The sequence below is a fragment of the Pseudonocardia sp. genome, from assembly GCF_029263155.1.
In the GTDB taxonomy this organism is placed as follows: domain Bacteria; phylum Actinomycetota; class Actinomycetes; order Mycobacteriales; family Pseudonocardiaceae; genus Pseudonocardia.
The window spans coordinates 37,355-62,678 of record NZ_JAJCYB010000130.1; the positions used below are offsets into that span (position 1 = coordinate 37,355).

The following is a 25,324-nucleotide window of genomic DNA, read 5'->3' on the forward strand; positions in this document are numbered from 1 at the left end:
CCGTTCAGACCACCTGGCGGTCCTTGCCCTCCCAGTACGGCTTGCGCAGGTCCTTCTTGAGGACCTTGCCGGTGGGGTTGCGGGGCAGCTCCTCGAGCACGTCGACCGACTTCGGGCACTTGAACGCCGCGAGCTGCTCGCGGCAGAAGGTGAGCAGCTCGGCCTCGTCGACCGACGCGCCCGGCGCGGCGACGACCACCGCCTTGGGCACCTCTCCCCAGCGCTCGTCGGGCACCCCGATCACCGCGACGTCACCGACGGAGGGGTGCTCGGCCAGCACGCGCTCGATCTCCGCCGGGTAGATGTTCTCGCCGCCCGAGATGATCATGTCCTTGATGCGGTCGGTGACGTAGACGTAGCCCTCGGCGTCGATGTGCCCGCCGTCGCCCGACCGCAGCCAGCCGTCGGCGGTGACAGCGGCCGCGGTGGCCTCGGGCTTGCCCCAGTACCCGCCCATCAGCTGCTGGGAGCGCACCCAGATCTCGCCGGGCTCACCGGTGGGCACGGCCTCGCCGGTGGCGGGGTCGCGGATCTCGATCTCGACGCCGTGGATCGGCGTGCCCGCCGAGATCAGCAGGTGCTCCCGTGCCGGGTCGGCGTGGTCCTCCGGGCCCAGCGAGCTGACCACGCCGCACTGCTCGGTCATGCCGTACACCTGGTGCATGACGCCGGGGAACAGCGCCAGGCAGCCGCGCATGACGGGCAGCGGCATCGGCGACGCGCCGTAGGACAGCGCCCTGATCGACGAGTAGTCGCGCTCGGCCGCGCCGGGCACCTGCAGCATCGCCGCCATCAGCGCCGGCACGTAGAAGGTGTGCGTGATCCGCTCGCGCTCCACCATCTCCAGCGCGGCCGCGGGGTCGGGCAGCCGCATCATGTGGATGTGCGCGCCCGCGGTGATCGCCAGCAGCGCGTAGCTGGTGCCGCCGACGTGGAACAGCGGCATCGCGACCTGCACGCGGGAGTCCGCGTCCACGTCGAAGTCGGCCATCACGTTCGCGGAGTGGGCGAGCATCCCGCTGTGGGTGAGCATCGCGCCCTTCGGGAATCCGGTGGTGCCCGAGGTGTAGAGCTGCACGAAGCAGTCCCCGGGGGCCGCCGGGTGGACCTCGTCGTCCGGCTCGTGCGCGGCGATCCACGCCTCGTACTCGTCGCCGTCGCCGCCGACGTGGATCACCTGCTCGACGGTGGGCAGCTTGTCGCGCATCTGCGCCACGGCGCCCGCGAACTCCGGGCCGACGAACAGCACCCGGGCCTGCGCGTCGTTGATGACGTAGACGATCTCCGGCGGCGCGAGCCGGAAGTTGACCACCGCGTTCGCGGTGCCGACCTGCGCGCACGCCAGCGTCAGCTCCAGGCACGAGGGGTGGTTGAGGTCGAGCACGGCCACCCGGTCGCCGGGGACGAGCCCGGCCGCCCGCTGGGCCGCGGCGTTGCGCCGGATCCGGCGCGCGAACTCGCTCCAGGTGCGGGTGGTGCCCCCGAAGCTGATGGCCGGCGCGTCGGGGCGGCTCGCCTCCCACCCGGCGATGATCGCGGTGAAGTCCGTCGCGGTGGCCGATCCGGTCATGCGTTCCTCCTGTGGCCCGCGGCACACCCGCGGCGCAGCGGATCGTAGCCAGCCGCCCGCCCACCGAAAAGGCCGTGCACGACGCGGTTGCTCGTGGCGCGGCATCGGGCGGGTGGCCCAGCGGGGTCTTCGCGCGCTGACCAGCGCCTCGCGCGCTGCCGGCAGGGCGCGCGAGACACCATCCGGCGCGCGATCGGGGATCGGCGGCGTCGAGCCGCCCCGCGCGGTGCGGCAGGATCGTCGTCGTGACGACCGGTGGCGGGGACGACGGGAGCGGGCGGGTCACCGCCTCGGCGCTGACGAAACGGTTCGGGCCGGTGAGCGCGGTGGAGGACCTGACCTTCTCCGTGGAGCGCGGCACCGTCACGGGGTTCCTCGGTCCCAACGGGTCGGGCAAGACCACCACGCTGCGGATGCTGCTCGGCCTGGTCACGCCGACCGCGGGCGACGCGCGGATCAACGGGGTGCGCTACACCGACCTGCCCTACCCTGCGCGGGTGGTGGGGGCGGTGCTGGAGGCGCAGGGGTTCCACCCCGCGCGCTCGGCCCGCCGGCACCTGCTGGCGGTCGCGGCGGCGGTGCGGGTGCCCGACGTCGCGGTCGAGCACGTGCTGGCCGCGGTCGGCATGGAGGGCGTGGCCGACCGGGGCGTCGGCGGCTACTCGCTGGGGATGAAGCAGCGCCTCGCGCTGGCCACCGCGCTGCTCGGCGACCCGCAGGTGCTGCTGCTCGACGAGCCGGCCAACGGCCTCGACCCGGAGGGCATCGCGTGGTTGCGGGCGTTCCTGCGGGGGTTCGCCGCGCAGGGGCGCACGGTGCTGGTGTCGAGCCACCTGCTCGCCGAGGTCGAGCAGACCGTCGACCACGTCGTGGTGATCAACCGCGGACGGTGCGTGCACCAGGGCCCGCTCGCGCACCTGCGCGGGCGGCCCCGGGTGCTGGTGGCCTGCCCCGATCCCGCGCGGCTGGCCGACGCGCTCGTCCGGGCCGGGATGGTCGACGTGCAGCGGCTGCCGGACGGGCGGCTGGCGGTCACCGGCGCCGACCCGGGACGGGTGGGGGACACCGCGTTCGAGGCCGGGATCGCGGTGCACGGCCTGGAGGTCGAGAAGGTCGATCTGGAGCAGATGTTCCTGCAGCTCACCGGGGGGTACCGATGATCGCCGCGCTGGTCCGGTCGGAGTACCGCAAGATCGTCTCGACGCGGGGGTGGTGGGGCCTGCTGATCCCGGTCGTCCTGCTGTCGCTGCTGATCAACGCGTTCGGCGGGCTGATCGGGAGCTTCGCCGACGCCGCCTCCGGCGGGGAGGTGGCGCTGCCGCTGCTGCTGGCGTCGCTGGCCTACACGCTCGCGCTGACGGCGTCGTTCGCGGCCGTGAGCGGCGCCGTCGGCGCGGCGGGGGAGTTCCGGCACGGCACGATCACCACCACCTACCTCACGGCGCCGGGCCGGGGCCCCGTGCTCGTGGCGAAGATGCTGACGGCCGGTGCCGTGGGCGTGGTGTACGCGCTGGGCGCCACGGCGTTCGGCTTGATCGGCGGGCTGGTGGGGCAGGGCGACAGCCCGTTCCCCGCGATCGGGTCGCTGCTCTCCGTGGTCGGGATCGGGGTGGCGGTGTGCGCGCTGTGGTCGGCGATCGGGGTGGCGCTGGCGTCGGCGCTGGCCAACCAGGTCGGCGTGCTCGTCACGCTGCTGGTCTACGTGCTGCTCGGCGAGCTGCTGCTGTCGCTGCTGCTGGGCGCGAGCGAGTCCGGGCCCGTGCAGCAGATCACCGCCTACCTGCCGGTGAACGCCGGGGAGGTGGCGCTCTACGAGCTCCCGGCCATCGCCATCGCCGGTCCGCCGGTCGGCCGCGACGTGGCCGGGGCGGTGGCCGGCGTGACCGGCCCGCTCCCGTGGTGGATCTCGCTGCTGGTCCTCGCGGCGTGGGCCGTCGCCGCGGCGGCGGTGGCCTGGTGGGCCACCGCCCGCCGCGACATCACCTGACGCCGCCTCCGGGATCGCGGCCCCCCAGGGATCGCGGCCCCGGATTGCAGGAAGGCCACCTTCACGCAATCTCACTGCATGAAGGTGGCCTTGCTGCAACGCGGGGCGGGGTCAGGAGCCGGTGAAGTCGTCCGGGTCCGGGCCGATGCGGGTGCCCGAGTCCAGCGCCTCGATCGCCGCCATGTCGTCGGCCGCGAGCTCGAAGCCGAGGACGTCGAGGTTCTCCGCGATGCGGGCCGGTGTCACCGACTTGGGGATGACGACGTTCCCGAGCTGCAGGTGCCAGCGCAGGATCACCTGGGCGGGAGTGCGGCCGTGCGCGGCCGCGATCTTGCCGACGGCCGGGTCGTCGAGCAGCCCGCCGCGAGCGAGCGGGCTCCAGGCCTCGGTGGCGATGCCGTGCTCGGCGTGGAAGGCGCGCAGCTCGCGCTGGACCAGGTTGGGGTGCAGCTCCACCTGGTTGACCGCGGGCACCGTGCCGGTCTCGTCGAGCAGGCGCCGCAGGTGCGGTACCTGGAAGTTGGAGACGCCGATGGCGCGGGCGCGACCGTCCGCGGCGATCTCCTCGAGCGCCCGCCAGGTCTGGACGTAGCGGTCGGCGCTCGGCACCGGCCAGTGGATCAGGTACAGGTCGACGTGGTCGAGGCCCAGGCGCTCGAGGCTCCCGTCGATCGCCGCGAGGGTCGCGTCGCGGCCCTGGTCGGCGTTCCAGAGCTTCGTGGTGACGAACAGCTCGTCGCGCGGGATGCCGGAGGTCGCGATCGCGGCGCCGACCTCGCGCTCGTTGTCGTAGATCCGCGCCGTGTCGATGTGCCGGTAGCCGGCCGCCAGCGCCGACGTGACGGCGGGCTCGGTCTCGCCGGGGGGCACCAGGAAGACCCCGAAGCCGAGCTGCGGGACGGAGACTCCGTTGTTCAGGTCGATGGTCGGTACGGAACTCATAGCCATGGCAACGAGCCACCGGTCGGGGTCCTTCCCCGCGACGTAGGGTTGATCGGTGATTCATCCCACCGGGACCCCGGCCACCGGCTGGATCCGCCGGCTGACCGGTGCCTGCATGCGCCACCGCCGCGTGGCGATCGCCGCGCTGGTGGCGTCCGCGCTGGGCGTCAGCCTGGAGGCGGTCGGGCCGCTGCTCACCCGCGTGGCCGTCGACGAGGCCGTCGCGGGTTCCACCGCCTCCCTCGGCACGGTCGTCGTGGCGATCGCCGCGCTGGCGCTGGTCCGCTTCGCGGCCTCGTTCCTGCGTCGCTTCCTGGCCGGGCGCCTGGCCCTGGACGTCCAGCACGACCTGCGCCGGCAGGTGTTCGCATCGGTCCAGCGCCTCGACGGTCAGCGCCAGGACGCGCTGCGCACCGGCCAGGTGGTGTCGCGCTCGATCACCGATCTGCAGCTCGTGCAGTCGCTGCTGTCGATGGTGCCGCTGGCGCTGGGGTCGGTGGTGCTGGTCGTGGCCTCGGTCGGGGCGATGCTGTGGCTCTCCCCGCTGCTCACGCTCGTCGCGCTGGTCCTGCTGCCGCTCGCCGCCTACGTCACGGCCCGGGCGCGGGCGTCGCTGTTCCCCGCCACCTGGTCGGCGCAGCAGCGGGCCGCCGACGTCGCGCAGCAGGTGGAGGAGACGGTCACCGGCGTGCGCGTCGTCAAGGGGTTCGGGCAGGAGGCCCGCGAGGTCGGGACGCTGGAGCGGCGCGCCGCCACGCTGTTCGCGGAGCGGATGCGCGCCGCGCGGCTCACCGCCCGGCTCAACCCCACGCTGCTGGCGCTGCCCACGCTCGGGCAGGTGGGGGTCATCGGCTTGGGCGGGTACCTCGCGCTGACCGGCTCGATCACGCTGGGCACGTTCCTCGCCTTCACCACCTACGTGGCCGGTCTGGTCGGGCCCGCGCGGCTGCTGGGGTCGCTGGTCGTGAGCGCGCAGCTCGCGCGGGCGGGCGTCGAGCGGGTGTACGACCTGGTGGACTCCCAGCCCGACGTCGTCGACCCGGAGGTGCCCTCGCAGCTGCCGGAGGGCCCGCTGTCGGTCGAGCTGGACGGCGTGCGCTTCGGCTACTCGCGCCGCGAGCCCGTCCTCGACGGGGTCTCGCTGCGCGTCGAGCCGGGCGAGACGCTGGCCCTGGTCGGCACGGCGGGATCGGGCAAGTCGACGGTGGCGCTGCTGCTGCCGCGCTTCTACGACCCGCAGGCCGGCGAGCTGCGCCTCGGCGGGGTGCCGCTGCCCGACCTGCGCCTGGCCGACCTGCGCCGCGAGCTGGGGGTGGTGTTCGAGGAGGCGTTCCTGTTCTCCGACACCATCCGCGCCAACATCGCCTACGGCTGCCCCGACGCCTCGGAGGCCGAGGTGCTCGCGGCCGCGCGGGCCGCGCAGGTGCACGAGTTCGTCGACCGCCTCCCCGACGGCTACGACACGCTGGTCGGCGAGCGCGGCCTGACGCTGTCGGGCGGGCAGCGCCAGCGCATCGCGCTGGCCCGCGCGGTGCTCACCGACCCCCGCGTGCTCGTGCTCGACGACGCCACCTCGGCCGTCGACAGCGCCACCGAGGCCGCCATCCACGACACCCTGCGCACGCTGACCAGCGGGCGGACCACGCTGCTCGTGGCCCACCGCCGCTCCACGCTCGCGCTGGCCGACCGGGTCGCCGTGCTCGACGGCGGGCACGTCGTCGACGTCGGCACCGAGGCCGAGCTGACGGCGCGCTGCGCGCTGTTCCGCGAGCTGCTGGCCGTGGACGAGCCCGTCCCCGCCACGGACGCGGGGCCCGGCGGGGTCACACCGGAGCTCTGGCCCGCGCCGGAACCCGTGGCCACCGGCTCCGGCGCGCTGCGGACCGCGGCGGCCTCGGCGGGTACCGGCCGGGGGTCGGGCGGCGGTGGCCCCTCGGCGATGGTGGGCGCGATACCCGTCAGCGAGACCCTGCTCGCCGCCGTCGACGCCCTGCCGCCCGCTCGCGAGACACCCCGCCTGGGCGGCGAGGATCCCACCGCGCCCGACCCCGGTTTCCACCTGGCGACGCTGCTGCGCCCGGTGCGCGGCCTGATCGCGCTCACCGTCGTGCTCGTGTCGCTGGACGCCCTGAGCACGCTCGCCTTCCCCACCGTGGCGCGCCTGGCCGTCGACGGCGGCATCACCGCCGGCTCGACGTCGGTGCTGCTCACGGCCACGCTGCTGGGGCTCGGGGTGGTCGCGGTGAGCTGGCTGGTGGTGGCGCTGCAGACCGTCACCACGGCGCGGGCCGGGGAGAGCCTGCTCTACCTGCTGCGCGTGCGCAGCTACGCCCACCTGCAGCGCCTCGGGCTGGACTTCTACGAGCGCGAGCTGTCGGGGCGGATCATGACGCGGATGACCACCGACGTCGACGCGCTCTCGGCGTTCCTGCAGACCGGGCTGGCCCAGGCCGTGGTCAGCCTGCTCACCGTGGTCGGGGTGGCGGTGGCGCTGCTGCTCACCGACCCCGAGCTGGCCGCGGTGGCGCTCGCGGTGCTGCCGGTGCTGATCGCGGCCACCGTGGTCTTCCGGCGCCTGTCGTCTCGGGCCTACGCCGAGGCCCGGGAGAAGGTCAGCGCCGTCAACGCCGACATGCAGGAGAACGTCTCCGGCGTGCGGATCGCCCAGGCCTACGTCCGCGAGGAGCGCAGCGCCGCCGCGTTCGCCGGCCGCAGCGACGCCTACCGCCGCAGCCGCCTGCGGGCCCAGCGCTACATCGCCACCTACTTCCCGTTCGTGGCATTGCTCTCCGACGTCGCCCAGGTCGCGGTGCTCGGCGTCGGCGCCGCCCGGGTGGCGGCGGGCGACCTCACCCCCGGCGTGCTGACGGCGTTCCTGCTCTACCTCGGGCTGTTCTTCGCACCGGTCCAGCAGCTCTCCCAGGTGTTCGACGCCTACCAGCAGGCCCGCATCGGGCTGACCCGGATCTCGGAGCTGCTGCGCACGCCCACGTCGGCGGCCCCGGCCGTCGACCCCGTCGCGGTGCCCGACCGGCTGCGCGGGGAGATCGAGCTGCGCGACCTCGGCTTCTCCTACGCAGGGGCGGCGACCCCCGCGCTGGACGCGGTGTCGCTGCGCGTGGCCCCCGGGGAGACGGTGGCGCTGGTCGGGGCCACCGGCGCGGGCAAGTCCACGCTGGTCAAGCTGCTCGCCCGGTTCTACGAGGCCGGCACGGGTGCGGTGCTCGTCGACGGGGTCGACGTGCGCCGCTACCCGCTCGAGGCGTACCGCAGGCGGTTGGGGGTGGTGCCGCAGGAGCCGCACCTGTTCAGCGGCGACATCGCGGCGAACATCGCCTACGGGCGGCCCGACGCCACCCCGGAGCAGATCGAGGCGGCGGCCCGGGCCGTCGGCGCGATCGAGCTGGTCCGCGGCCTCCCGCTGGGGTTCCGCCATCCCGTCGGCGAGCGCGGCCAGGGCCTGTCCGCGGGGCAGCGCCAGCTCGTCGCGCTCGCCAGGGCCGAGCTGGTGGACCCGGACCTGTTGCTGTTCGACGAGGCCACCGCCGCCCTGGACCCCGCCACCGAGGCTGCGGTGCTCGCGGCGGGCGACCGGCTCACCTCGCGGCGTACCGCGTTCGTCGTGGCGCACCGCCTCGCCACCGCCGCCCGCGCCGACCGCATCGTCGTGCTCGACGGCGGCCGGATCGTCGAGCAGGGCCCGCACGCCGCGCTGCTCGCCGCCGGGGGCGCCTACGCCCGGCTGTGGCGCGCCGGTGAGCTGGAACCGGCGGCCTGATGACTGCTAATATGACCACATGACCAGAACCATGACCGCCTCGGACGTCAAGGCCCGGATCCTCGCCGTGCTGGACGAGGTCGCCGAGGGGGCCGAGGTGGAGATCACCAAACACGGTCGGGTGGTCGCCCGCCTGGTGCCGGCGGGTGGGCCGGCCGCCTCGGCCGGAAGTCTGGTCGGCGTGGCCCGCACGGTGGCCGAGGACGACGAGCTGTTCTCGACCGGCGAGTCGTGGGAGCACTCCTGAGCACGGTCCAGCTCGACACCCATGTCCTGCAGTGGTGGTCGGCCGAGCCGGAGCGACTCAGTCACGGCGCCACCGAGCTGATCCGATCCGCAGGCGAACTCGCCGTCGCCGGCATCACCTGGTACGAGCTGGCGTGGCTCGCCCACAACGAGCGGATTCTCGTGACGATCCCGATCGGCTCGTGGCTGCGCCGGCTCTCCGCGGAGATCCGGACGGTCGGTCTCACCCCGGCGATCGCACACGGTGCGGCGACGCTGCCGTCCGGCTTCCCCGGCGACCCCGCCGACCGCATCATCTACGCCACGGCGGTCGAGCACGGCTGGCCGCTGGTGACGAAGGACCGTCGACTGCGAGCTCATCAGTCGCCCAGACAGGTCGCCTACTGGTGATGTCCGGCAGATGATGCGCTTCCCTGCCCGATTTCGGGCAGGAAGTTGGCATTCCGAGGTGTCAGGCTGCAGTATCTTGCCCGTGCCCCACGGCGATCTCGTCGCGCATCTCGTGCGCAGCACCCCACTGAGCGCGAGCGAGGCGGCGCGGGTCGTGGCCGAGGTGCTGGGCTACTTCGCCGAGCCGGTGGAGGAGTTCGTCCGCCGCCGGCATCGCGAGCTGCAGACGCGTGGGCAGCACAACGACCAGATCTTCGCCGTGCTCGCGGCCGAGCTGGCGACGCGACGGGTGGCCCCGCCCGCGCTCTCGGCCCGGCAGCTGCGTCGCATCGTCTACGGATAGACCCGCCCCCCTAGGAGAACCCCACCATGTGCGGAATCGTCGGCTACGTCGGCCCGCAGGACGCCGCCCCGATCCTCGTCGAGGGTCTGGGCCGGCTGGAGTACCGCGGCTACGACTCCGCCGGCCTGGCGGTCACCACGAAGTCCGGGCTCAAGGTGCGCAAGGTCAGCGGGAGGGTGGCGGCGCTGGCCGCGGACCTGCCCGCGCGGTTCAAGGGTGCCCCGGGTATCGGGCACACGCGCTGGGCCACCCACGGCGGCCCGACCCCGGAGAACGCGCACCCGCACACCGACACCGCCGGCCGCATCGCCGTGGTCCACAACGGCATCATCGAGAACGCCGAGGAGCTGCGCGCCAAGCTCACCGCCGACGGAGTCGAGTTCGCCAGCCAGACCGACACCGAGTGCGTGGCGCACCTGATCGCGTCGGCGTTCGCGGCGGGGGCCGACGACCTTGAGCAGGCCGTGCGCTGGGCACTGCGGCAGGTGGTCGGCGCCTACGGTCTCGCGGTGATCGACGCCGAGCACCCCGACCGCATCGTCGTGGCCCGCAACGGCAGCCCGGTGCTGCTCGGCGTCGGCGAGAAGGAGATGTTCGTCGCCTCCGACGTCGCGGCGCTCGTGGGCTACACCCGCCAGGTCGTCTACCTCGACGACGGCGAGCTGGCCACGCTCACCGCCACCGGGTACCGCACGTTCACCCTCGACGACACGTCCACGGCCAAGAGCCCGTCCACGATCGACTGGGACGTCGTCGGCGCGGAGATCGGCGACCACGCCCACTTCCTCATCAAGGAGATCGGCGAGCAGCCGCTGACACTGACCCGCGCACTGGCCGGGCGACTGGACGAGCGCTTCTCCACCGCGCACCTGGGCGGGCTCAACCTGTCGGTGCGCGAGGCGCGGGAGTTCCGCCGCGTGAAGATCCTCGGCTGCGGCAGCGCCTGCTACGCGGGCGACCTCGGCGCGCAGCTCATCGAGGACCTCGCCCGGCTGCCCGCCTCCAGCGAGCCGGCCAGCGAGTTCCGCTACCGCAATCCCGTCGTCGAGCCGGACACCCTCTACGTCGCGGTGAGCCAGTCCGGCGAGACCGTCGACACCCTCGCCGCCGTGCAGGAGCTGCAGCGCAAGGGCGGGCGCGTGATCGGCATCATCAACGTCGTGGGGTCGACGATCGCGCGGCAGGTCGACGGCGGCATCTACCTGCACGCCGGCGCGGAGATGTCGGTGGCGGCCACGAAGTCGTTCACGTCCACGGTCACCGCGTTCGCGCTGCTCGCCCTGCACCTGGGCCGGATCCGCGACCTCTCGCCCACCGACGGCGCCCGGATCATCGCCGGGCTGCAGCGGCTGCCCGAGCAGGTCGAGGAGATCCTCACGCTCTCCGACGAGATCGCCGAGGTGGCCCGCGAGCTCGCGCCCAGCCCCAGCATGATGTTCGTGGGGCGCCGCCGCGGCTGGCCGGTGGCGCGGGAAGGCGCGCAGAAGCTCAAGGAGATCTCCTACATCCACGCCGAGGCCTACCCGTCGGCCGAGCTCAAGCACGGACCGCTGGCACTGATCAGCCCGGAGATGCCCACCGTCGCCGTCGTGCCCGACGACGAGCTGCTGGAGAAGAACACCTCCACGCTCTCGGAGATCAAGGCGCGCAGCGGGCGGGTGGTCGCCCTGGCCCACCGGCAGCTGCCCGCCGAGCTCGCCGACCGCACCCTGGTGATCCCCCGCAACGAGCCGGAGCTGGACCCGATCCTGCTCTCGGTCCCGCTGCAGCTGCTCGCCTACCACGCCGCGGTGGCGCTGGAACGCGACGTCGACAAGCCCCGCAACCTCGCGAAGAGCGTCACGGTCGAGTAGGCGAGGATCTCCGGCATGCTCCCCGGTACCGCCGCCACCCTGCTCGCCCGGACCGCCCGCGCGCAGCGCGACGGCCGCGTGCCGTCGCTGGTCGCCGGGGTGGTGCGGGACGGCGGGCTGGTGTGGTCGGCCGCGCGCGGTGCCGTCGACGAGCCCCACCGGGACGTGCAGTACCGGCTGGGGTCGATCAGCAAGACGGTCACGGCGATCACCGTGCTGCGGCTGCGCGACGAGGGTCTGCTCGACCTCGACGACGCGTTGGAGCAGCACCTGCCCGGCACGCCGCTCGGGGACCGGACGGTCGGTCAGCTGCTGTCGCACCTGGCCGGAGCGGGCTCGGAGAGCCCGGGCACCTGGTGGGAGCGCGCGCCCGGCACCACGCTGGAGGGCCTCGGCCTGTCCGACGCCGACGTGGTGGCGCCCGCGGCGCGCCGATTCCACTACTCGAACCTCGGCTTCGGGCTGCTCGGCGAAGTCGTCGCCGGGATCCGCGGGCGGCCCTGGGTGGAGGTCGCGCGCGACGAGGTGCTCCTGCCGCTGGGCATGACCCGCACGACCCCGCGCCCGGACGGCCGGGCGGCGCAGGGCTACGCGGTGCACCCGTGGGCCGACGTCGTGCAGGTCGAGCCGGAGCACGACGCGGTCGCGATGGCGCCCGCCGGGCAGCTGTGGGCCACCGCCACCGATCTCGCCCGGCTCGCGGTGTTCCTGTTGGGCGACACCGGTGACGTCCTCTCGCCCGACACGGTCGAGGAGATGGCGATGCCCGCCGGCGTCGACCCGTCGGTGCCGGGGTGGTCGGCCTACGGCCTCGGTGTCCAGGTCCAGCGCCAGGACGCGACCGTGCTGGTCGGGCACGGCGGATCGATGCCCGGCTTCCTGGCCGGGCTCTGGGTGGACCGGGACGAGGGCACCGGCGCGCTCGCGCTGGCCAACGTCACCTCCGGTCTGGACGGCGCGCTCCCGGCGGGCCTGCTGGCGGACCTGCGTGCCGCCGAGCCGCGGATCGTCGCCCCCTGGACGCCCGCGCCGTCGCCGGTGCCGCTGGAGCTGCTCGGCCCCTGGTACTGGGGCCCGTCCCCGTACGTGCTGCGCGCGGTGCCGGGCGGGTTGCTGCACCTGGGCGGGCTGGGCAGGCCCGGTCGCTCCAGCCGGTTCCGTCCCGGCCCCGACGGCACCTGGATCGGCCTCGACGGCTACTTCGCCGGGGAGACGCTGCGCCTGGACCCACTCGCGCTGAACCTGGCCACGTTCGTGTTCACCCGGACCCCCTACGACCCGGCCGCCCCCGTGCCGGGCGGGGTGGACGGGTCGGGGTGGTGCCCCTAGCCCTCGGCCAGCAGCTGTTCGCGACGGGCCACGATCTCGGGCAGCCGGCGGTCCCCGGCGGGCATGCGCTCGGTCAGGCGGTCGTGGACCTCGAGATCGTCGCGCCCGAGCGGGTGGGCGGCGAACGTGGCCAGCAGTTCGATGTCGCCGGAGTCCAGGACGGCCCGGCGCAGCCCGGCCTCGAGCTGCGCGCGCAGGTCGCGGATCTCCGGGGCGTCGGAGCGGGGCAGCAGCGGGCCCGAGCACACCCGCAGCGCCTCGGCGGCCTGCCCGGCCCGCAGGGCGGTACGGACGGCGTCGAAGTCGGTGTCCACGGCGGCGTCGAGGCGGTACGGGCGGGTGCGCAGCACGTCGGCGCCGATCAGCCCGCGCAGCCGCAGGATCTCGCCGCGGACGGTGGTGGGGTTGCCGTCGTCGCCGTAGAGCAGCAGGGCGAGCCGCTCGGCCGTGAGCCCTCCGGGATGCAGCGCGAGCGCGGTGAGGATCTCCGCGGGCCGCAGCGTGACGTGCAGCGCCTTGCCGTTGAGCACCACCTTCGGACCCGCGTCGCCCATGAACCGCAGCGACAGCGCGCTGCGCCGGGTGGACGCGCGCGAGCTGCGCGGGGTGTGCAGCAGGTAGCCCTCGGCGAGGGGCTCGACGACCATCTCGCGGCCGTCGTCGAGGCGCAGGCGGTCGGTACCGGCCGGGAGCGCGACCCGGGCGGGCCAGCTGCCGTAGGGCTCGCCCGCGATGATGCGGCCGCTCGCGGTGACCAGTGCGCCCGCCTTGCCGCGCAGGCTCTGCAGGTGCGGCATGTTGCGCACGCGCAACCGCTCGTCGGCGATGGCCAGCCGCACCCGCAGCTGGTTCTCGGCGAGCTGCGCGGTGGCCGACACGAGCTGCATCATCGCGGGGTGCACCGTGTGCAGGGGGCCGGAGATGTCGATGGCCCCGAGGATGGCGCCGGTGTCGGGGTCGTGCACGGGTGCCGCCGCGCAGGTCCACGCGTGGAAGGCGCGCACGAGGTGCTCGGCGGAGTGGATCTGCACCGGGGCGTCGAGGGCGAGGGTGGTGCCCATCGCGTTGGTACCGATCGCGTCCTCGCTGAAGCGGGTGCCCGGCTGCAGCCCCACGTGGTCGGCGGCGCCCAGCAGTTTGGAGGCGCCGTCGCGCCACAGGATGGTGCCGTCGGCGTCGGTGACGAGCATGACGTGCATGGCCTCGTCGGCGATGCTGACGAGCGTGCTGCGCAGCAGCGGCATCACCTCGTTGAGCGGGTGCTGCGCGCGCAGGTCGGGCAACTCGGCGTCGTGGACGACGACGGGCGGCGTGCGCTTGTCCGGGTCCACGTGTGCTGCCAGGCTGCGCTGCCAGCTCGCCGACACCAGTGAGCGGGGGGAGGCCGCCGCGTTCCTGTCGTCGCTCAGGACGGCCTCGAAGACCCCGTGCAGCATCCGGGCGTGCTCCACCGGGTCCCGCACGGGCTCACCGTGCGTCTCACGCGTCGCCATCTGTACTCCGAGCGTCATCGCCCCAGGACAAGCCCCACGAGACATCATCGCCCAGGCCTCCGACCGGGGCAAGTTCGCCGTCGTTGCCGGTGCAACGTGGAGGCAACGTCGGTGGACCTAACGTTCCGCCACACGCCGCAGTGACGCGTGGCACTCCGTCATCGACGACGGACGGAACGGCCCCAGGGAGGTTTCCCATGACGACCGATGCAGTGCTCGATCCCGACGTGGCCGTGCTCGACCGTGCGTTGACCCGGGCGGCCACAACCGGGACCGCGCGGTCCACCACCACCGAGTGCCCCACCGCGCGTCGCACGGCGCGCCTGCTGATCGTCGACGGCGAGGCGATCGTGCGTTTCGGGCTGCGGCAGCTGTTCACCCCCGATCCGGACGTCGCGGTCATCGGCGAGGCGGCGTCCCCCCGTGACGCGCTGGTGATCGCCGACCGGTGCCCCCCGGACCTGGTGATCCTCGACGTGGAACTGGGTCGCGGCGACTCGGCCGGGGTCGAGCTCGCCCGCATGCTGCTGGAGCGCCACCGGGGCGTGCGCGTGCTCGTGCTCACCGGCTCCCGGGACCGCGAGGTCATGATGCGGACGGTGCGCCTGGGCGTGCACGGGTACCTGCGCAAGGGTGCCGAGACCGCCGACATCGCCCGGGCGGTGCACGCCCTGCTGCGCGGGGAGAGCGTGTTCGACACCCGCAGCGCCGGCGTCGTCACCGACGTGCTGCGCGAGGAGGACCGGCCCGCGGTCCGCCAGCTGGGCGGCGCGATGCTCACCGATCGCGAGAACCAGGTGCTGCGGCTGCTCGCCGTCGGCATGTCCAACCGGGAGATCGGGAGCCGGCTGCTGATCAGCGAGGCGACGGTCAAGTTCCACGTGCGCAACCTGCGCGACAAGCTGGAGGTGCGGCGCCGCACGGAGATCGTCTACACGGCCACACGGCAGGGCATCGTCTGACCCGACTCCGGGACTCCCGGGTGCTCGCCACCGCGCCGGATCGTTGCCCGGCCGTGGCTCGGCCGACACCGGCACGGTCGTAGCCTGGCGTGATGGAGCTGGTGCCGGCGGTGCTGGCGAGCGGGTGGGCGAGCGGCGTCAACGCCTACCTCTGCGTGGTGGTGCTCGGCGTGCTGGGCCGCTTCGGCGGGGTCGAGGAGGTTCCCGAGGCCCTGACCAGGACCGACGTGCTGGTGGTCGCCGGGATCCTGTGCGTGGTGGAGTTCGTGGCCGACAAGATCCCCTACGTCGACTCCGCGTGGGACGCGATCTCCACGGCCGTCCGGCCGACGGTGGGGGTGGTGCTCGGCCTGCTCATCGCGGGGGACGCGTCGTCGCTGGAGCAGGCGGTGCTCGCGGCGAGCGGCGGCGCGGCGGCGCTGGTCAGCCATCTGGTCAAGGGCGGTCTGCGGCTGGTGGTCAACACCTCGCCCGAGCCGGTCACCAACGTCGGCGTGAGCCTGGGCGAGGACGTCGCGGTCGCCGGCGTGGCCACGTTGACCGTCCTCGCCCCGCAGGTGGCGTTCGCGATCGCCGCGGTGCTGCTGGTGCTGGGGATCATCGCGCTGGTGCTGCTGTGGACCCGGGTACGCCGTGGCTACCGCCGCTTCCGGGCCTGGCGCGAGCGCCGCACCGTCGCGACCTGAGCCCTACCCGAAGAAGACCTCCGCCTCCGAGTACAGCGACGGGTCCACCACCTTGAGCTCCCTGGTGGCCTCGGACAGCGGGATCATCGTGATGTCGGTGCCGCGCAGCGCGGTCATCTGCCCCCAGTTGCCGGCGTGGACCGCGTCGATGGCGTGCAGGCCGAAGCGGGTGGCGAGCCAGCGGTCGCGTGCCGTCGGCGTGCCTCCGCGCTGCACGTGCCCGAGCACCGTGGTGCGGGCCTCCTTGCCCGTGCGGTTCTCGATCTCGCCGGCCAGCCAGTCGCCGATCCCGCCCAGCCGTACGTGCCCGAACGCATCCTTCTCCCCGGTGAGCAGGGTCTCGTCGCGGTCCTTGGGCTTGGCGCCCTCGGACACCACGATGATCGGTGCGTAGTCCAGCTGGAACCGGGCCTCCACCCACTTGCACACCTGGTCGATGTCGAACCGCACCTCGGGGATGAGGATGATGTTCGCCCCGCCCGCGAGACCCGCGTGCAGCGCGATCCAGCCCGCGTGCCGGCCCATGACCTCGACGATCAGCGCGCGCTGGTGGCTCTCCGCGGTGGTGTGCAGCCGGTCGATGGCCTCCATCGCGATGTTCACCGCGGTGTCGAAGCCGAAGGTGTAGTCGGTGCCCGACAGGTCGTTGTCGATCGTCTTGGGCACCCCGACCACGTTGACGCCGATCTCGTGCAGCTTCGTCGCGACCCCGAGGGTGTCCTCGCCGCCGATCGCGATGAGCGCGTCGACACCGAGGTTCTGCAGGTTGGTACGGATCTTCTGGACCCCGTCCTCGATCCCGAACGGATTGGTCCGCGACGAGCCGAGGATCGTACCGCCGCGGGGCAGCAGGCCGCGCACGGCGGGGATGTCGAGGGGCTTGGTGAGCGCCTCCAGCGGGCCGCGCCAGCCGTCCCGGAAGCCGAGGAACTGGTAGCCGTACTCGGGGACGCCCTTGCGGACGATCGCCCGGATGACCGCGTTGAGGCCGGGGCAGTCGCCGCCACCGGTGAGCACGCCGACGCGCATGGAGTTCTCCATCGATGCAGAAGCTGGGAAGGTCTCACGGTATCGGCGCGCCCGTCGCGGGGCGACGGCGGCTCCGACGTTTGTCGCCCGGCCGCGCGGGGCAACCGGTCCCGTGCCAGCGCCACTCGACGCCGCCCACGCCCGCCCCCACGGCGCGTCCGACGAACTCGTCGCCGCCACCGGAAAGCTCTCGGAGGCCCTCGAACGCATTGAGCGTGCCCGCGGGGCGCTCTACGAGTTCCACCAGCTCACCGGCGGAGCGGACGCGATGCTCGACGAGGTGGTCGACGGGCTGCGGGCCACCGGGCACGGCGCCCTCGCCGACCGCGTGCGCGAGGAGCTGGTCGGTCTGAACGCGATCGAGGGACGCTGGACGTTCCAGATCGTCGAGGAGTTCGACGACGGCTACTACGCGACGTTCCGGGAGCTGGAGCGGGTCGTGCGCGACGAGACGATGGGCGGGCGGCGCCACGTGTTCGAGGCGGAGCTCAAGCAGCGGCGGCGGTCGACGGGTCGCGCGGGCCACGAGGCGACGCCCGCCGGGTGACCCCGGGCGCGACCGGGACGGCCTACGTGCAGCGGGCGGCGACCGCGTCGCCCGAGCCGCCGTCGCGCTCGAACGAGACGTGCACGTGGTCCATGTGGTTGGCGGTGTCCCCACCGCGGTCGGACATGCGTTCCCAGCCGTCGCCGTAGTTGACGCGCTGCTCCCAGATCACGTACGAGACGCCGAACGCCTCCTGGTTGGCGAGCGCGCACTCGGCGATCCGGTCGCCGCGCTCACCGCGCACCATGAGATCGACCGCCAGGCCACGGGGATGGTCCGACGCGCGGGCCCGCTGGCCGACACCGAGCACATCGGGGCGCTCGTAGAGGCAGGACAGGAACTGCGCGGCGTCGCGCACCCACGGCTTCACCCGGCCGAGGCCGTCGAGATCGGCGTCGCAGCGGGCCGCGGCCTCGCGGGCGAGCCGGGCCTCCTCGGCCTTCCGGGCGACGTCCTCCAGGCCGACGGCCTTGAGCAGCCCGGCCGCGTCCATCTCCGGGGGAAGCGTGGCGGCCGGGGTCGCCACCGGCCGGAGCGCCCCCGCGAGCCGGGGGGTGAGCCCCGTCGGGGTCTGCCCCGTCGGGGTCTGCCCCGCCGGGGTCTGCGCCGCGGCGGCGGGCTCGACCGGGGCGGCCTCGGCGGCCAGCGTCAGCGACGCGGTGGCGTCGGGCGTCACCGGCGCGGCGGGCAGCAGCGCGGCCACCGGGCCGACCGAGGACAGCACGCCCGCGGTGGCGACGGCCGCGACCAGCCCGTTGCGTGTGGCGGGCGCGGTGTGTCGCGCGCCCGGCCGGGGTGGCGGGGGAAGGGGCGGGACCGGGCGTGTCGGTGCGACGGCGGGAGCCGTCGTGCCGGTCTGCGCGGTGGGTGACGTGGGTGGGCAGTCCCACGCGATGGCGGTGTCCGGGCGTTCGAGCAGAGCGACGGCCGCGCCGCTGCTGGGCGGCGCGGTGGCGCGGCGGCGCGGCGGCGCATCGGGGATCGTGGCCGGTGGAGCAGGCCACGGATGCGCGCGCCGGCGAGCTGGGGAGCGGTGCCGGGACACGTACTACCTCTTCGGTCTCGCCCGGTCGGGGGGTCCGGCGGGATGTCGGGTTCGGGGGGTGCCGGCGGAGCGGGGACTCCGGTTCCTTCTCGGGTTCGGGGCCGACCATAGCGAATCGGTCACGTTTCGGAGTCGACTGTCACTCCAGGTGAGATGGGCGTGTCGCTGTGCGCGCCGAACGGCGACGTCGATGGCGAGGAGCCCCACTCCCGTCAGCATCCGCTCAGATCGCCGCTTCCGGCCGAGTCGAACGAGACGTGCACGTGGTCGAAGTGGTTGGCCGTGACGCCGCCGCGGTCCTCCATCGGTTCCCAGCCGCTGCCGTGGTTGATGCGCTGCTCCCAGATGACGTAGGAGATGCCCATGGCGTCCTGGTTCTCCAGCGCGCAGGCGGCCAGCGCGTCGCCGGTGGAGCGGTCGACCATGAAGTCGACGGCGCGGCCCGACGGGTGGTCGGAGGTGCCCGCACGACCGGCGACGCCGAGCATGGTCGGCTCGCCGAACGTGCAGCCCAGGAACTGGGCCGCCTCGCGCACGAATCCCTTGACCGCGCCCAGCTGCGAGGTGCTGATCCCGCAGTCACCGCCGCTGACCGATGCGCGCCGTTCGGCCTCCTCCGCCGCCGCGGCGGCCTCCCGCTCGGCGCGGGCGGCCTCCTCGCGGGCCCGCTCCTCGGCGGCCACGCGGTCGGCCTCGGCCTGCGCGAGCTGCTGTTCGACCAGCTGCACGGCCTTGACCAGCTCCGCCGGGTCGTCGAGGACGTCCGGGTCGGGCGGGACGGGGCTGACCGCGGGCAGCAGCTGGACGGCGGGCACGGCGACGTCGCCGACCTCGGGCAGCGTGCTCGCGGCGGCGACGCCGGCCACGGCGGGCGGGTCGGCCGGGGCCGCCGCACCCATCAGGGACAGCGCGCCACCGGTGACGGCGACGGCCGCCGCACCGCGGCGCACGGGCGTCGAGCCCAGCGGCCCCGGGAACGACGGGGAGGAGACGGACGCCGACCGGCGCACCTGGGAACCCGACCGGCGGGGAGCCGGGGAGTCCTGGTGCGCGCGGCGGCCTCGGGGGGAGCGATGCCGAGCCACGACCAACCTTCCAGGTCGACCGCACGGCTGGACGTCCGGCTCTCGGGGGAGCCGGCCGGGTGGGGAGCCCCGTGTCCAGTTCGTGACCGTGCCGTCACTGACCCGGGACCGAACCTAGGCAACCCCGCCGCCTTCCGTCCGTCCGTACGCGGCCGGCTGAGACGACCGCGCCGCCGCATGCGACGAGCGGTGGCCCGCTGCTCCGGTCGCCGCACCCCCGTACGCGGTTCGGTGGCATCGACCCCCGAGCCGGCGGCGGTGGACCCGATCCCCGGTCGTTGCGGGGTCGGGCCTGGTGGCGGGCGCCGTGCCGGTTCCGACGCGCCGGGCACACCCCCGTTCGGGGCCTGAGGTCCGGGTGTAGGGTTCCGCCTGTTCGCCCGCTCGGTTTCAGTGTTCGTGTGTTGCACGCTCGCAGAAACAGGTCGGTCGGCGGGGCGCCGCGAAGTGCGGCGTCCACCACCATCTGCTAGGAGCTCATCGCATGGCACAGGGAACTGTGAAGTGGTTCAACGGGGAGAAGGGCTTCGGCTTCATCTCCGTCGACGGCGGCGGCGCCGACGTCTTCGTGCACTACTCCGAGATCGACGCCAGCGGCTTCCGCTCGCTCGACGAGGGGCAGCGCGTGGAGTTCGAGGTCGGCCAGGGCGCCAAGGGCCCGCAGGCCACCGGCGTTCGCGTCGTCTGATCGCCTGATCTGAGTTCGGAAGCCCGTCTCCCCCTCGGGGAGGCGGGCTTCCGGCGTTTCACAGCTCGAGTGACCAGAACTGCCCCACCAGGTCGCGCCCGAAGCTGTGGTGGGGCTCCTCGCGGTCGAGCGTGAACCCCGCGTCGACGTAGATCCGCCGGGCGGCACCGAGCACGTCGTTGGTCCACAGCGCGATCCGCGCGTACCCCGCATGCCGCGCGTGGCGCAGGCACTCCTCGACGAGCCGCCGCCCGACCCCGCTGCCCCGCGCCGACGGATCCACCAGCAGCAACCGCAGCTGGGCCGTCGCCGGATCGTCGCCGGCCGTGCAGAACACGCACCCCAACCGCTCGCCGTCCACCTCGGCGATCCAGGCCGCGTCCCGCCGCGTGTCGAACCCGCCGACGATCCGCGCGACGAGGGTCTCGAACGTGGCGTCCCAGCCGTACTCGGCGGCGTAGAGCGCGCCGTGTCGGGCCACGACCCACCCGAGATCGCCCGGCTCCGGTCCGCGCAGCACGTACGGGGCGGGCGGTGGCGCGTCGCCGAGGAGCGTCCGGATGGTCCGCATGGCGTCGACCAGCCGTCCCTGGCGAGCCTCGTCCAGTGGCGCGACGAGCCGCTCGACGGACGCCGTGGCCCCCGCGTCGAGCCGGGCGAACGCGGCCCGCCCGGCCGGGGTCAGTCCCACGACCTGCTTGCGGCCGTCGTCCGCCGCCTGCTCGCGCGCGACCAGGCCGCCGGTGGTCAGCCGGGCCAGTATCCGGCTCAGGTACCCGGCGTCGAGTCCGAGGTCGACGCGCAGCCGGGCGACCTCGACGACGTCGCCCGTCGCGATCTCGAACAGCACCCGGGCCTCGGTCAGGCTGTGCGGGGTGCCGGTGAGTCCGGCGTCCAGGGCGCCAATCACGCGCGTGTAGAAGCGGTTGAAGGCCCGTACCTGCCCGACTGTCGTTGACATAGGCAACAGTATTACTGACTTTGTCAACTATATGTGGACGGGTTGCCGCGACGTGATCGAACCGCCGCGGTGCCCTGTCGGGTGTCGCCACCTCGCGCGCGAGGTGAGGAAATCCGCGCGATCGCCGCAGAACGCCGGGCCGCAGGCCGGTCTCCCGGGCGGCAGCTGATGATCGTCGTCAGCGGTGCAGCGGCGACAGCTGTGTCGCGCTGGTACCGCAGGCGCCGATCATCGACGGCGCAGCCGCTCCGGATTCCGCGATCGTGACGGCGCCGGGTCGGCGCGGTCGAGCACCGCACCCAGCCGGTCGCACAGCACGGCGGCCGCCGCGTCGTCCCCGCGGTGCGCGCCGTCCCAGTCGTCGCTCGCGTGCCACGGCACCTCGTCGGGGGTGCCGAGCGTCCGCGCGAGGACGTGCTGTTGGTAGTGCGCGATCGCGAGGCCGGCCACGGCCGTGTGTACGGAGGCGACCCAGGGCTCGGCGCGCAGGACCCGGGCCAGGCCGGTCGTCACCACGCCGACGGCGGCGGCCTCCTCATCGGTGAGGTCGGCGATCGAGGGGCGTGCCGGAGGGTCTCCACGTACAGGTGGCCGGGTACCGGGCCGGCGGCGTGGAACACCGCCACGCGTTCGTCCCGCCAGACGGAGCGCCGCCCGCTCAGCGGACCCTCGCCACGGTGCCTGGCGCAGATCGCGCAGTCCTCACTCGTCCAGCAGGTACCAGGGCACCATGTGGATCGCGCCGTTGAGGCCGGGCATCGGCACGCCCTGGGCGGTGAGGTCGCGCGCCTCGTCCCGGGCCACGACCATCCACCGGCGGGCGGCGTCGGTGCTCATCTCCAGCTCGACGGTCTGGTCCTCGCCGTCGGCGCGGGAGCGGAAGATGCGGCAGCGGCGGGCGATCTCCCACAGCTGCGCGTCGGCGAGCGCGGGGACCTTCTCCAGGATGTCGAGGACGTCGTCGTCGGGCATGGCGGGAAGGTAGCCCAGCAGACCCGCCCGCGGTATCTCAGAACGATCAGAGTTTCGTGGTCCGGAGGTTTCCGCGCAGCGCCTGCTCGCGCTCGATCGCCTCGAACAGGGCCCGGAAGTTGCCGGCGCCGAAGCCCAGCGAGCCGTGCCGCTCGATCAGATGCCGCGGCTCGCCAGCTGCTCGGTCGGCACGCGGACGTGCCCGATGCGCGCGCAGCGCGGGATCGGAGTAGTAGGAAGCCCGGCGTGGCCGGGAACTCGACGCCGCGGGCGCGCAGGGCGTCGACGGTGGCGATGTCCTCGCCGAGGAACTCGGCCAGGTTCGTGAAGCCCATGACGCGGTTGTAGAAGCCCACCCAGTCGTCCATCCGGCCCAGCTCGACGTTGCCGACGACGTGGTCGAGCGCCTGAAACAGCCGCTGCTCGGGCTTCGGCGAGGTGCGGGCGACGTAGCCGGGCAGGTACGGGCCGGTGTAGCGGCAGCGGTCGACGAGGGTGTGGCGGGTCTCGCTGTAGGTGGCGACGGCGGCGAGGCGCACCGTGCCGTAGGCGTCGGTGACGTCGTGCGGCTCGTCGAGGATCGTGGTGCCCTGGGCGCGGGCGCGGGATCAACGGTCGACGTCGGGCACCTCCAGCGCGATGTCGACGATCCCGTCGCCGTGGCGGCGGTGGTGGTCGGCCACCGCGGAGTCCGGGTCGACGGCGCCCTTCAGCACGAACCGGACCGCTCCGGAGCGCAACACGTACGCGTGGTGGTCGCGGTTGCCGGTCTCCGGCCCGGAGTAGGCGACCAGCTCCATGCCGAAGACGGTCCGGTAGAACAGCTGGGCCTGGGTGGCGTTGCCGACGGCCCACACCACCGAGTCCCACCCGGTCACCGGGAAGGGATCTCGACCTGCTCCGCGCCCTGCACGACAGCCCGCGCGCCGGGTGCTGGAGCTGTCCCGCACGCTCGGCGTGGCGCGCGGCACTATGTCCGGCCGGCTGGACCGGATGGAGCGCGACGGGGTCGTCACCGAGCCGTGAACGCAGTGCGGGTCTGCGGCGGACCCGCCTCGGATGGTGCACCCAACATGGCATTGCGCGAACCCGAGCGTGCAGGTCATCGGCGTGCGAGTCGCTGTGAGTGCTGTGCACGCCAAGGTCAGGCGCGACGGGTATCGGTCGTAGATGCCGAGCGGCGCTGGCCGTGTGTGTCCGTCTCTTCGCGTCCTGCACGAGCGTCAGAATCGAGTTCGACGCATCGGCACCAGGTGTGTAGGAGCCAAGGTGCTCCACGGGGAGGGGGTGGCAGGATCGCAACATGGGCGGCGCCGACATCGACTGGGAGCGGATCCGCCCCTACGGCCGGCCGGCGAGCAGGTCGAACGCCTTCGAGGAGCTGTCGTCGATCCTCATCCGGAATGGCGCGGTGGACTGGCCTACCGGTGCGCGATTGCAGCGGTTCGGCAACCCGGACGGCGGGCGCGAGGGCCGGGGCGTCCTGCCGAACGGCGAGGTGTGGGCTTGGCAGGCGAAGTACCTGTTCGCCTTCGACGCGTCGGCGGCAGGGCAGGTCGACTCCTCGGTGAAGCGGGTCCTGGAGACCGAACCCGGTCTGACACGCTTCTACGTGACGATGCCGATCGATCTGCCGGCCGGCGACACCGATACCCGGCCCTCGGCGCAGACCCGCTGGGACGGCAAGGCCGTGGAGTGGAAGGCGCTCGCCGCACAGCGTGGGATGCAGGTCGAGTTCGTCCTGCTCGGCGCGCACGAGCTGGTCTCGGCCCTGACGATGCCGAGGAACGAGGGCCGCGCGCGGTACTGGTTCGGAGCCGACATCCTCACCGACCAGTGGCAGAGGCGCCGCCTCGAGGAGTCCCTCAGAAAGGCCGGGCGTCGGTACACGCCGCAGGTCCACGTCGAGGTCGACACGGTGCAGGCACTGCACGCCGTCGGCCGGTCGACCCTTTACGTTGAGCGCTGGCGTGTCGCGCTCGCCGGGCTCCGCGAGGCACGCCGATGGGGTTGGCGATCGCCGAGAAGCGATGAGGTCTTCGACTCCGCCCTGGCACGGTGCGCCGAGGCGCTGGACACGGCTGACACCACCCTCGAATCCATGATCAGGGCACTGGGGTCGGGCGCCAGTCTTCCCGACGTGGACCAGGATCTGTCCGCTGCCCTCGCGTCGGTCGCCGAGGTCGACGACCTTCTCCGCCAGCACTGTCTGACCGAGGGCCGGTACTACGTCGGCGACGCTGTTCTGCGACGTGGCGTCGCGACGACTCGATGACGGTCGGCCGACCCTGCTGCTGCTCGGGCAGGACTTCGACGCGAGGAACCTGTTCTCGCAGTTCGCCGAGATCATCCAGCTCGACGGTCCGGCCGAGGCGGCGATCGCCTGCTTCGCGGCAGCGGCGGAGGCGTCCGGGCAGGTCGGCCTGGTGATGATCGACGCGCTCAACGAGAGCGATCGGCCCGAACGCTGGCGCGACGATCTCCGAGCGCTGTTCGCCGTCGTGGACCGCTACGAGAACGTCGCAGTCGCGGTGTCGTGCCGGACCGAGTTCGTTGACGTCGTCCTCGGTGACGACGACCGCCCGACGGTCGATCATCCGGGGTTCGCCGAGGCGACGGACCAGGCCATCGCCCGGTACGCCGACGAGTACGGTCTGGAGCCGCCGACCTTCCCGATCCTGAGTCCCGAGTTCAGCAACCCGCTGTTCCTCAAGCTGACCTGCGAGGCTCTCAGCACCTTGGGCGAGACCCGCTTCCGGTTCGGGTCGGCGGGCGTCACCACGGTCACCGAGGCGTTCCTGCACGCGGTCAACTGCCGGCTCTCTGCCACGGCGCGATGCGACTACGACCCGGCGTCCGATCCCGTCTCGGCGGTCGTCCGCGAGCTGGCATCGCTCGGTGGCGGCCCGTACGACCGCACCGACGTGCGACAGCTGACCGAGTCGCTCGTGCCGGGCGGGCTGGGCTGGTCCCGGTCGCTGCTGCGCGGGCTGATCGCCGAGGGTGTGCTCACCGAGGTGGGAACCGACCGCGTCGCGTTCGGCTACCAGCGCTTGGGCGACCTGGTTCGCGCCGCCCGACTGGTCGACGCCGGACCCGACGCGGTGCGGAACTGGTTCGACGACCTCGGCGATCGCCGCTGGTCGGAGCGCGGCCTGCTCGGCGCGCTCGCTGTCGTCGTACCCGAGCAGTGCGGGACCGAGTTCCCCGAGCTCGTCGCGGACGACGACGGGAAGGTCCCGAGAGACGTCGTCGATGCTTTCCTGGAAAGCCTGCTCCCTGCGTTCCGCATAATTCGGTCGGTCTAGAGATCCTGGTTGGATGAACCCCGAGGTCGTGGCCGTGCGGGTCGCCACCGAACCGAGAATCGCCTAGAGAAACGCCTGAACCGGTTTCCGCTGCTGATAGCCCACTTCAT

General features: G+C 73.4%; 24 protein-coding genes and 1 pseudogene. 15 read left to right on the plus strand and 10 right to left on the minus strand.

What is annotated here, in order from left to right:
* Nucleotides 1-4: 4 nt before the first annotated feature.
* Nucleotides 5-1,570, minus strand: coding sequence for a long-chain-fatty-acid--CoA ligase (locus Q1K26_RS27450; RefSeq protein ID WP_300019286.1), 1,566 nt, complete (start codon nt 1,568-1,570; stop codon nt 5-7).
* 245 nt (nt 1,571-1,815) lie between these two features.
* On the opposite strand from Q1K26_RS27450, the gene Q1K26_RS27455 reads away from it, so the two are divergent.
* Together Q1K26_RS27455 and Q1K26_RS27460 are read left to right on the plus strand one after the other, a co-directional pair.
* Entirely contained in the window at nt 1,816-2,730 is a 915-nt protein-coding gene (locus Q1K26_RS27455; RefSeq protein WP_300019288.1) for an ATP-binding cassette domain-containing protein, read from the plus strand.
* Entirely contained in the window at nt 2,727-3,557 is an 831-nt protein-coding gene (locus tag Q1K26_RS27460) for a hypothetical protein (RefSeq protein WP_300019290.1), read from the plus strand. Before Q1K26_RS27455 ends, Q1K26_RS27460 begins: the two co-directional genes overlap by 4 nt.
* A 111-nt stretch (nt 3,558-3,668) precedes the next feature.
* On the opposite strand, the gene Q1K26_RS27465 is transcribed toward Q1K26_RS27460, so the two are convergent.
* On the minus strand, nt 3,669-4,499 hold the full coding sequence (locus Q1K26_RS27465) for an aldo/keto reductase (RefSeq protein ID WP_300019292.1): 831 nt from the start codon (nt 4,497-4,499) through the stop codon (nt 3,669-3,671).
* Between the two features lie 115 nt (nt 4,500-4,614).
* Between Q1K26_RS27465 and Q1K26_RS27470 the strand changes: the two genes are divergently transcribed.
* The 6 genes from Q1K26_RS27470 (at nt 4,615) to Q1K26_RS27495 (ending at nt 12,438) form a co-directional block, all read left to right on the plus strand.
* Nucleotides 4,615-8,277 (plus strand): ABC transporter ATP-binding protein, encoded by a 3,663-nt coding sequence (locus tag Q1K26_RS27470; protein WP_300019325.1) that lies wholly within the window; start codon nt 4,615-4,617, stop codon nt 8,275-8,277.
* A gap of 19 nt (nt 8,278-8,296) precedes the next feature.
* Entirely contained in the window at nt 8,297-8,524 is a 228-nt protein-coding gene (locus Q1K26_RS27475) for a type II toxin-antitoxin system prevent-host-death family antitoxin (RefSeq protein WP_300019294.1), read from the plus strand.
* Entirely contained in the window at nt 8,509-8,913 is a 405-nt protein-coding gene (locus tag Q1K26_RS27480; RefSeq protein WP_300019296.1) for a PIN domain-containing protein, read from the plus strand. Before Q1K26_RS27475 ends, Q1K26_RS27480 begins: the two co-directional genes overlap by 16 nt.
* Before the next feature lie 82 nt (nt 8,914-8,995).
* Nucleotides 8,996-9,256, plus strand: coding sequence for a hypothetical protein (locus Q1K26_RS27485; RefSeq protein WP_300019298.1), 261 nt, complete (start codon nt 8,996-8,998; stop codon nt 9,254-9,256).
* A 26-nt stretch (nt 9,257-9,282) separates the two neighbouring features.
* The gene (glmS, locus tag Q1K26_RS27490; protein ID WP_300019300.1) at nt 9,283-11,109 is read left to right on the plus strand and encodes a glutamine--fructose-6-phosphate transaminase (isomerizing); all 1,827 of its coding nucleotides are present in this window, start codon (nt 9,283-9,285) and stop codon (nt 11,107-11,109) included.
* Nucleotides 11,110-11,124: 15 nt separating this feature from the next.
* Nucleotides 11,125-12,438: a serine hydrolase domain-containing protein gene (locus Q1K26_RS27495; RefSeq protein ID WP_300019302.1), complete on the plus strand. Its 1,314-nt coding sequence runs from the start codon at nt 11,125-11,127 to the stop codon at nt 12,436-12,438.
* Here Q1K26_RS27495 and Q1K26_RS27500 read toward each other — a convergent pair.
* Nucleotides 12,435-13,901 (minus strand): GAF domain-containing protein, encoded by a 1,467-nt coding sequence (locus Q1K26_RS27500; protein WP_363320557.1) that lies wholly within the window; start codon nt 13,899-13,901, stop codon nt 12,435-12,437. The genes Q1K26_RS27495 and Q1K26_RS27500 overlap by 4 nt on opposite strands.
* Before the next feature lie 227 nt (nt 13,902-14,128).
* Between Q1K26_RS27500 and Q1K26_RS27505 the strand changes: the two genes are divergently transcribed.
* Both Q1K26_RS27505 and Q1K26_RS27510 read left to right on the plus strand, forming a co-directional pair.
* Nucleotides 14,129-14,893, plus strand: a complete 765-nt coding sequence (locus Q1K26_RS27505; RefSeq protein ID WP_300019304.1) for a response regulator transcription factor — start codon at nt 14,129-14,131, stop codon at nt 14,891-14,893.
* A gap of 92 nt (nt 14,894-14,985) precedes the next feature.
* On the plus strand, nt 14,986-15,579 hold the full coding sequence (locus Q1K26_RS27510; protein WP_300019306.1) for a DUF4126 domain-containing protein: 594 nt from the start codon (nt 14,986-14,988) through the stop codon (nt 15,577-15,579).
* A 3-nt stretch (nt 15,580-15,582) separates the two neighbouring features.
* Here Q1K26_RS27510 and Q1K26_RS27515 read toward each other — a convergent pair whose 3' ends face one another.
* The gene (locus Q1K26_RS27515; RefSeq protein ID WP_300019329.1) at nt 15,583-16,608 is read right to left on the minus strand and encodes a 6-phosphofructokinase; all 1,026 of its coding nucleotides are present in this window, start codon (nt 16,606-16,608) and stop codon (nt 15,583-15,585) included.
* A 112-nt stretch (nt 16,609-16,720) separates the two neighbouring features.
* Between Q1K26_RS27515 and Q1K26_RS27520 the strand changes: the two genes are divergently transcribed.
* Complete coding sequence (locus Q1K26_RS27520; protein WP_300019308.1) at nt 16,721-17,155, plus strand: hypothetical protein; 435 nt, start codon at nt 16,721-16,723, stop codon at nt 17,153-17,155.
* 22 nt (nt 17,156-17,177) lie between these two features.
* Here Q1K26_RS27520 and Q1K26_RS27525 read toward each other — a convergent pair whose 3' ends face one another.
* Both Q1K26_RS27525 and Q1K26_RS27530 read right to left on the minus strand, forming a co-directional pair.
* Complete coding sequence (locus tag Q1K26_RS27525; RefSeq protein WP_300019310.1) at nt 17,178-18,200, minus strand: hypothetical protein; 1,023 nt, start codon at nt 18,198-18,200, stop codon at nt 17,178-17,180.
* Nucleotides 18,201-18,412: 212 nt separating this feature from the next.
* Nucleotides 18,413-19,210 (minus strand): hypothetical protein, encoded by a 798-nt coding sequence (locus Q1K26_RS27530; RefSeq protein ID WP_300019312.1) that lies wholly within the window; start codon nt 19,208-19,210, stop codon nt 18,413-18,415.
* A 559-nt stretch (nt 19,211-19,769) separates the two neighbouring features.
* Between Q1K26_RS27530 and Q1K26_RS27535 the strand changes: the two genes are divergently transcribed.
* Nucleotides 19,770-19,973, plus strand: a complete 204-nt coding sequence (locus tag Q1K26_RS27535; RefSeq protein ID WP_214367864.1) for a cold-shock protein — start codon at nt 19,770-19,772, stop codon at nt 19,971-19,973.
* A 58-nt stretch (nt 19,974-20,031) separates the two neighbouring features.
* Here Q1K26_RS27535 and Q1K26_RS27540 read toward each other — a convergent pair whose 3' ends face one another.
* The 4 genes and pseudogenes from Q1K26_RS27540 to Q1K26_RS27555 all read right to left on the minus strand — a co-directional run.
* Complete coding sequence (locus tag Q1K26_RS27540) at nt 20,032-20,934, minus strand: helix-turn-helix domain-containing GNAT family N-acetyltransferase (RefSeq protein WP_300019315.1); 903 nt, start codon at nt 20,932-20,934, stop codon at nt 20,032-20,034.
* A 228-nt stretch (nt 20,935-21,162) separates the two neighbouring features.
* Nucleotides 21,163-21,447 carry a hypothetical protein gene (locus tag Q1K26_RS27545; protein WP_300019317.1) on the minus strand — a complete coding sequence of 95 codons (285 nt, stop codon included), beginning with the start codon at nt 21,445-21,447 and terminating at the stop codon, nt 21,163-21,165.
* Between the two features lie 189 nt (nt 21,448-21,636).
* Nucleotides 21,637-21,906 (minus strand): hypothetical protein, encoded by a 270-nt coding sequence (locus Q1K26_RS27550; protein ID WP_300019331.1) that lies wholly within the window; start codon nt 21,904-21,906, stop codon nt 21,637-21,639.
* Nucleotides 21,907-22,193: 287 nt separating this feature from the next.
* Nucleotides 22,194-22,856 (minus strand): annotated as a pseudogene (locus Q1K26_RS27555) (VOC family protein); the annotation flags it as partial.
* Here Q1K26_RS27555 and Q1K26_RS27560 point away from each other — a divergent pair.
* The 3 genes from Q1K26_RS27560 (at nt 22,837) to Q1K26_RS27570 (ending at nt 25,214) form a co-directional block, all read left to right on the plus strand.
* Nucleotides 22,837-22,932, plus strand: a complete 96-nt coding sequence (locus Q1K26_RS27560) for a winged helix-turn-helix domain-containing protein (protein ID WP_300019333.1) — start codon at nt 22,837-22,839, stop codon at nt 22,930-22,932. The pseudogene Q1K26_RS27555 and the gene Q1K26_RS27560 overlap by 20 nt on opposite strands.
* 277 nt (nt 22,933-23,209) lie before the next feature.
* Nucleotides 23,210-24,181, plus strand: a complete 972-nt coding sequence (locus Q1K26_RS27565) for a hypothetical protein (RefSeq protein WP_300019319.1) — start codon at nt 23,210-23,212, stop codon at nt 24,179-24,181.
* Nucleotides 24,159-25,214: a hypothetical protein gene (locus tag Q1K26_RS27570; RefSeq protein ID WP_300019321.1), complete on the plus strand. Its 1,056-nt coding sequence runs from the start codon at nt 24,159-24,161 to the stop codon at nt 25,212-25,214. Before Q1K26_RS27565 ends, Q1K26_RS27570 begins: the two co-directional genes overlap by 23 nt.
* The last annotated feature ends 110 nt before the right edge of the window (nt 25,215-25,324 follow it).